The sequence below is a fragment of the Planktothrix sp. FACHB-1355 genome (assembly GCF_014748295.1).
GTDB lineage: Bacteria > Cyanobacteriota > Cyanobacteriia > Cyanobacteriales > Aerosakkonemataceae > Aerosakkonema > Aerosakkonema funiforme_A.
Map to the genome: position 1 here is coordinate 1 of NZ_JACJUP010000208.1, position 7,816 is coordinate 7,816.

General features: G+C 48.6%; 5 protein-coding genes and 1 pseudogene. All 6 read left to right on the top strand.

Translation table 11 applies throughout. The features are described 5' to 3' along the window. Positions 1-611 (top strand): annotated as a pseudogene (nusA, locus tag H6S82_RS11495) (transcription termination/antitermination protein NusA); the annotation flags it as partial. Between the two features lie 34 nt (positions 612-645). Then, the gene (locus H6S82_RS34345; protein ID WP_190465083.1) at positions 646-1,050 is read left to right on the top strand and encodes a DUF448 domain-containing protein; all 405 of its coding nucleotides are present in this window, start codon (positions 646-648) and stop codon (positions 1,048-1,050) included. Between the two features lie 372 nt (positions 1,051-1,422). Further along, the gene (gene infB, locus H6S82_RS11505; protein ID WP_190465082.1) at positions 1,423-4,476 is read left to right on the top strand and encodes a translation initiation factor IF-2; all 3,054 of its coding nucleotides are present in this window, start codon (positions 1,423-1,425) and stop codon (positions 4,474-4,476) included. A 56-nt stretch (positions 4,477-4,532) separates the two neighbouring features. Next, positions 4,533-5,207 (top strand): low-complexity tail membrane protein, encoded by a 675-nt coding sequence (locus tag H6S82_RS11510; protein WP_190465081.1) that lies wholly within the window; start codon positions 4,533-4,535, stop codon positions 5,205-5,207. Positions 5,208-5,224: 17 nt separating this feature from the next. Continuing rightward, on the top strand, positions 5,225-5,431 hold the full coding sequence (locus tag H6S82_RS11515) for a hypothetical protein (protein WP_190465080.1): 207 nt from the start codon (positions 5,225-5,227) through the stop codon (positions 5,429-5,431). 518 nt (positions 5,432-5,949) lie between these two features. After that, positions 5,950-7,632 carry a DUF1565 domain-containing protein gene (locus tag H6S82_RS11520; protein ID WP_190465079.1) on the top strand — a complete coding sequence of 561 codons (1,683 nt, stop codon included), beginning with the start codon at positions 5,950-5,952 and terminating at the stop codon, positions 7,630-7,632. The last annotated feature ends 184 nt before the right edge of the window (positions 7,633-7,816 follow it).

Here is a 7,816-nt window from a genome sequence, read left to right on the forward strand (position 1 = left end):
TACTGGTTTCCAGAGCAGCTGCCGGTTTGGTAGTCGAACTTTTCAGCACTGAAGTCCCAGAAATAGAAGATGAAGTAGTCCGCATCGTTGCAGTAGCACGGGAAGCCAACCCACCCTCCCGTTCTCTTGGCCCGCGTACTAAAATAGCTGTCGATACTTTAGAGCGAGATGTAGATCCCGTAGGTGCTTGTATTGGGGCGCGGGGCTCCCGCATTCAAGTAGTCGTAAACGAATTGCGGGGAGAAAAAATCGACGTCATCAGATGGTCGCCAGACCCCGCCACATATATTGCTAATGCCCTCAGTCCAGCTAGAGTAGAAGAAGTGCGACTGGTAAATCCAGAAGCTCGTCAAGCTCATGTTTTGGTCACTGAAGATCAGCTGAGTCTAGCGATCGGCAAAGAAGGGCAAAATGTGCGTCTGGCCGCCCGCCTCACCGGATGGAAAATAGACATCAAAGACGCAGCGAAGTACGATGCCGCAGCTGAAGACCGAAAAATAGCAGAAGCTATCGCTCAGGCAGAAGAATTAGAGCGCGAGCGAGAGGAAGACGACACCATCGAAAAATACAATTTGGATGAAGTCGAAGAAGATGTTGACTTAGATGAATAAACTCTCTTGGATGCTTTGACGAGGAAGATAGAGTGTGGAACCCAATTATCGACGTTGTATCAGTTGTCGTCGGGTAGCGCCCAAACAAGCTTTCTGGCGCATTGTCAGAGTCTATCCATCCAGGCAGGTAGAATTAGATCGGGGGGAAGGTCGATCGGCCTATCTTTGTCCGACTCAGAGTTGCTTGCAAGCAGCTCAGAAAAAAAATCGTCTGGGGAACGCGCTCAAAACAGCAGTGCCCCCAGAAATATACCAAGCCTTGTGGCAACATTTATCTAACCACCAGGCGTCAATCAACTCAAAACCTCGCGAGCGGATCGCATCGGATTCCGAACCGGATGCAGGCCAGAATTGCACTCGCTGCCACTCTGGCTTCCATCGGGGCACGGCAAACCCTAACAGCGCCGAACAGCAAGGTGAGTGCCAAAATAGTAAATAGGTGCTTGTTAAAGTAGCCAAGGATAAATTTGCAAACAAAACCGTCCACAGTTGCTGAAAAATTTGTGCCAGATTACAACTAACAACATTGGCAATGCGGATCGTACCGGGCTCCGGTAACACACGATCTGCTTCATGGAGTAGATATCGGCCAGACCGAATCAATTACCCCATGAGTTCTCCCGCCAACACATCAAAAGTTGCAATTCATAAATTCTTCGGCGAAAGCCAAGCGGCGAAACTGCATCTGTTTTCCTTGATTGCTTTCCAACCAGTTGCAACTCCCACAAAGGAGGCAGCATACCAATGATGTAGATATCTTAGAACAGTAGGTCATCAGAGACCGCTGGTATGAGTCAAGGGGAAAGCGTGGATGAACAACGGCAAAGTCAGAATTTACGATTTATCACGGGAACTTAATTTGGACAATAAGGATATTCTTGCAATTTGCGATCAGCTGCGGATTCCAGTCAAAAGTCACAGCAGCACTATTACCGACGAGTCCGCAGAACGCATTCGCACAGTTGCGGAGAAATATGCAGCCCAGCATACATCTCCCAGCAAATCGGCTCCATCTCACAATAAGACACACTCACAATCACCGCCATCGGGCCCAAAGCCCAATGCCCCAAAAAAACAGCAGATTTTGGGAATTCGCCAACATCAGGAGCGTCCTGCTGTTAACCCTCCGAAACAATTGGGAGCGCCCGTTGCTATCCCGCCCCAACCGCCAGTAAGTCAGCCAACGTCTTTATCTATGAAGCCGTCGGCACCTACTCGACCAGTACGCCCCAGCCAAAATCAGGAAGTTGTAGCGAACGACAAAGGCACACCCTTAAAGGTTCAGCAAATACAGCAAGTTCAGCAAGTTCCCCCTTCTCGTCCCGCACCAGAACAACCTAAGCTTACCGAACCTCCATCGAGACCAGTCGCCTCGCCACCCAACCGTCAGGCTAACCAAAACCAAACAGACCAACCTGTTAAGAAAAAGCCTAAGCCAGCCGCAACTGGGCAGCAGCCTGTCGAGAAAAAGGTAGAGGGAAGGGAAGATAAGCGGGAAGATAAAAGACAAGAGAAAAGAGAAGAGAGAAAGCAATCACTTCAGGAGTCGAAGCCTAACCGCACAACTGCACCACCAGCGCCACCCTTACCAGAACTACAGCGGCCCAAACCGGTGGTCAAACCGAATCCACCTAGCCGCCCCATCCGTCCTGCCGCATCTGAAGAAGCAGATCTCAGAGGAGATACAGCCGCAGAAGGTGAGGAAATAGAAGAAACGACAGCTTTGTCAGAGCAGGAACTGAAGCGACCGCAACCTCCCAGACCACCTAAAAAAGCGAAAAACTGGGAAGAGGAAGAAGAAGATTTGCCCAGCAAAGCGGCCAAAGTTAAAGGAGCTGGGAAACGCAGCAAGCAGGCACTTTTTGATGAGGATGAGGTTGATTTCGATGAAAGCGACCTCGAAGTTTTGCCTCCCACAATTCAAGTCAGTCTTTCAGTCGCTCGCCCGCCGAAGCCAAAAGCACCTCGATCGGCACCAGCAACCGCAGCAGCCCAAGCCGCTACAAAGCGTCAAAAGGAAGCTCCTTCCCGCGATGGTAACGCTGCTAAAGCAGCTCGCAACCGAGGTCGAGAAGAGTCCGCAGTCGATCGTCCTCAGAAGCTAGTTTTAATCGGTAGCATGACCGTGCAAGAGCTCGCGCAAGCTCTGGGAGTACCGGACACGGAAATTGTCAAGCGGCTGTTCTTTAAAGGTATGGCCGTTACCATTACTCAAAGCCTTGATGTCCCCACGGTGACTATGCTGGCCAACGATCTGGGTGTGGACGTGGAAACCGCCCAGAAGGAAGCTGAAGCGAGCAAAGGTAGCGAGATGATTGATGTGGAAGATCTGGATCATCTTCAGCGTCGTCCGCCTGTCGTCACAATCATGGGTCACGTAGACCACGGTAAAACTACTCTGTTGGATGCTATCCGCGAAAGCAAGGTGGCTCAGGGGGAAGCAGGCGGTATTACCCAGCATATCGGTGCTTATCATGTAGACGTACAGCACGATGGCAACACTCAGCAGGTAGTATTTCTGGATACGCCCGGTCACGAAGCATTTACCGCTATGCGAGCGCGTGGGGCAAGAGTTACAGATATCGCCGTACTGGTAGTAGCCGCAGATGATGGTGTCCAACCTCAGACGATCGAAGCGATCAGCCACGCTAAAGCCGCAGAAGTACCCATTGTCGTAGCAATTAACAAAATCGACAAACCAGACGCACAACCCGATCGCGTCAAGCAAGAACTGACGGAATTCGCTTTGGTACCAGAAGAATGGGGCGGCGAGACGATTATGGTTAGCGTCAGCGCAATGCAAAAACAAAACCTGGATTCCCTCCTGGAAATGATTCTCCTGGTAGCAGAAGTTGACGAACATCTCGTGGCCAACCCGAATCGCTCGGCCAAAGGAACGGTAATTGAAGCCAATTTGGATAAGTCAAGAGGCCCGGTTGCTACTTTGTTAGTGCAAAACGGTACTCTGCGAGTGGGTGATATCCTCGTAGCCGGTTCTGCCTTCGGTAAGGTGCGGGCGATGATCGACGATCGAGGCAATCGCGTGGAAGCCGCAAGTCCATCGTTTGCGGTGGAAGTATTGGGACTGAGCGAAGTTCCCGCCGCAGGCGATGAGTTCGACGTGTTCCAAGATGAAAAGAAAGCGCGTGCGCTTGCTCAAGAACGTGCCGAACAACAGCGACAATCTCGCCTGATGCGCGGAGTTACCCTCACAACCCTCTCGGCGAAAGCTCAAGAAGGCGAACTCAAGGAACTCAACCTCATCCTCAAAGCAGATGTTCAAGGTTCGGCAGAAGCAATTGTCGGCTCTCTGCAACAGCTGCCCCAGAATCAGGTGCAAATCCGTATCCTGCTAGCTGCCCCTGGCGAAATCACTCAAACAGACGTAGACTTGGCAGCAGCCAGCAACGCCGTCATCGTTGGTTTCAATACCACCTTGGCCAGCGGAGCCCGTCAAGCAGCCGACCAAGCGGGTGTAGATGTGCGCGAATACAACATCATCTACAAACTCCTGGAAGACATTCAAGGAGCGATGGAAGGCTTGCTGGAACCAGAATTGGTAGAAGAAGCTTTGGGCGAAGCGGAAGTACGTGCTGTCTTCCCAGTCGGTCGAGGGGCTGTCGCCGGTTGTTACATCATATCCGGCAAGGCGGTTCGCAACTGTAAAGTGCGCGTGCGCCGAGGCGGTCAGGTGATTTATGAAGGTACTCTCGATTCCCTCAAACGGATGAAAGAAGATGCCAAAGAAGTCAACGCCGGCTTTGAATGCGGTATCGGCATCGATAAGTTCAACGATTGGTCTGTGGGCGACCGAATTGAAGCGTTCAAGATGGTCACCAAGCGCCGTACTCTCACTCCTAGTTAATCAATTTTGGATTTTGGATTTAATCCAAAATCCAAAATCTCAAATCTCAAATCCCTATGCGTTCATTCTGGTCAGAACCTTTTTTGTGGATTCACCTTGCTGGATTGGCGGCTCTTCCCATATTGCTGGTGCTTTGCTGGCTGGGATTGGCAGTCGGAGATCCAATTCTCCCTGTTTGGCTGGAGCTGTTATTAATAGTAGTGGTGGGAATTGCTCCTGTTTTGTGGATGCAGTTATTCCGCCACTTTAATATATTCAGCATTTTAATTCTCGCCCTGAAGCCAGAGAAGCTAACTCAAGAGCAACGAAAAATCTTGAGTTTGTTTAAAAAGCCCTTGCAGCGAGTCTTGGCAATAGCAGCACCGATTCTTTTAGTTGCCATTCTATGGCAACTTTACCGTGCTGCTCCCATTGCAGCCCCCTTTGCGCCTTTTCCGCCAGAATGGCGTTTCGCTGGGTTGTTACTGGCAGCAGCAGCATTTCTTTTGTGCAATTTGTTCTTGCAGGTACCCATTAGCGTTCTGGCAGTCCTTATGACCAGCGAATCGGCATTTGCGGCTACAGAACCCTATCCTTTAGAAAAGATTCGCCAAGACTTTACAATTCCTGGTTGGCAAGTAAATCAAATTTTGCCATTCATTAATGTTCAGGAAAAACAGTCGTCCTCAGCTTCAGCGCCCATAATAGAAGATGCGGGTTCTAAACCCTCAAATTCCTCAAACTCAATTTAGATGTTCTTGGGGTGCCTATGGCCACTTATCCTGCTTCATCCTCTAGGGAATTTCTCGAAGATAGCCAAATCTGGGCTAATCTCAAAATGGCGATCGCTTCTAGCTCCGGCTTTCAAAGCTGGCAAATGGAACGCCAGCAAGTAGACGATCGCTACCAGGATACCAGTCTGGATTATCGAGTACAGCGTTATTTGCGCGAAACTCTTGAAACTTTAGCGTACTGATTCGGTTGCTTTTTTGTCTAACCGATCGGTAAGTTTTCTGCAAGTTCACTCACTTAAGCGAGTGGGCAATTTATCTATATATTTAAGCGATCGCAGAGGGATCTGCGATTTAATTGTATATTTGCCAAATATAAAGATTTTTGTCAACGCGATCGCTCCTTGGATCTTGTAGTTTGGTTTAAGGACGGCAAACTCTCATCTGGTAGTTTGGCTTGCGTACAAGCAAGTCTAACTTCACACTTTTGGGAATGCGGTCGCATATTCCTGATTGCAGTGCTTTGCGTTCATTTCCGATCGCCTTAAAACGGCACGATTTTAGCTATAGCTACTTGCCTAAATTGCACCATTTATGATAAGTGAAGTTTCAGCTTCTGTTCGCTAACCGTGCAAGCTGGACACATATTCCAAGCGGAACTTGGCAAGTGAGGAACTTGTCCTCAGATGTGGCTCAACTTTGAAACTGACAGCTATTTCAACGATCGGCAACGAACATCGTATTATCGCTAAAACTACAGGAAATGAATACACAATCATCTTCCGATCTCGATCGAGTCCATAAAGCCAAACGCATCCCATCTGCTCTAACCCTTGGACTAGCAGCTTTGCTACTTTCTGCTTATGATAGCCCAATATCTCAATCGGCTTGGGCTAGTATAAAACCAGCACCTGTACAAATAGCTCAAACACCAATTACTGGTAATATTATTTACGTCAACCCAAAAATGGGTAATGACAGCACTGGCGCTGGAAACACCGAAGTAACCGCTTATAAAACGATTACTTTCGCTCTCAAACAAGCGCAACCAGGCACTACTATTCAGCTAGCACCTGGTTCCTACACAGCTGACAGCGGCGAAGTTTTTCCACTGACTATCAAACGTGGCGTTATTCTACGCGGTGACGAATCCAACAAAGGTCAGGGCATAGTTATTATCGGTGGTGGTCAGTACATCAGCCCGACATTTTCGCGTCAAGACGTTACCATAATTGCCGAACCAGATAGTCAAATTAGAGGTTTGACGATTACCAATCCCAATAAACGCGGTACAGGAGTATGGGTAGAATCGACCAATCCCACGATCGGCAACAATACCTTCAGCGATAGTAAAAGAGAAGGCGTTTTTGTCACCGGTAACGGTACACCCAAGATTGAAAATAATTTGTTTACTCGCAACGACGGTAACGGTATCTCTGTCGCTAAGTCCGCCGCAGGTGAAATTCGCGGTAATCTATTTGTAAGTACCGGCTTTGGGATTGCGATCGGCGGTACAGCATCGCCTTTAGTTACAGAAAATCGCATTCTCCAAAATACCGACGGAATTTATATCAACGATTCAGCCCGCCCGGTGCTGCGTAACAATCTGATTCAGAGCAATACACGAGATGGTGTAGTTGTCACCATCAACGCTCAACCGGATTTGGGAACTGCAAGTAACCCCGGCAATAATATTATCCGCAACAACGGTAAACTCGACCTCCACAACGCCACCGCCAGCAACACTATAGTTGCTGTCGGTAACAATATTAATCGCAGCCGCATTTCCGGTCGCGTCGATTTTGTTGCCGCTGAAGTAAAGCCACCAGCAGGGGGCGGTTCTTCTACTTTTGCAGATATCGAAGGTCACTGGGCTAAACCTTATATTGAAGCCCTTGCTGCCAAAGGTATCATTGCTGGATTTGCCGATGGTACTTTTCGCCCCCGCGAAGCAGTTAACCGTGCCCAGTTTGCCGTCATTGTCAACAAAGCCTTTTCCCCTGCACCTACTCGCCCCAGTATGAACTTTACTGATGTGGCCAGAAATTTTTGGGGCTTTGAAGCTATTCAAGCTGCTTACCGGGGTGGTTTTCTGTCTGGATATGAAGGTCGCGTCTTTAGACCTCAACAAGAAATTACCAGAGTTCAAGCGCTCGTTTCTCTTGCCAGCGGTCTAAAACTGCCTCCAGGAGATACAAACTTGCTTTCTCTGTTCAAAGATGCTGCCCAAATTCCTAATTACGCCGGCCCAGCAGTCGCAGCAGCAACCCAACAGAAGCTAGTTGTCAACTATCCTCAACAGAATTTATTAAATCCCAATCAAGTTGCAACTCGTGCAGATGTTGCAGCTTTTGTTTACCAAGCTCTCGTCAATTCCGGACGGGCGGAAGCGATTCCTTCCCCTTACATCATTGGAGGTACGCCAGAGGCGAATCGGTTACCGTAAAGAATTTTCGACTTTTTCAAGCAAGCTCAAAATGTTAAAAGCCAGTTTTCCTGATTAGGAAGACTGGCTTTTAACATGACTTTAAAATTTTGTCAATATTTTTTTATGTTTAGGGCCTTTAGGTTTGCTGACCCCATTTGAATGTCATTTGAGAGTTTTATGTTCAGGGTCTATATATTGGCTG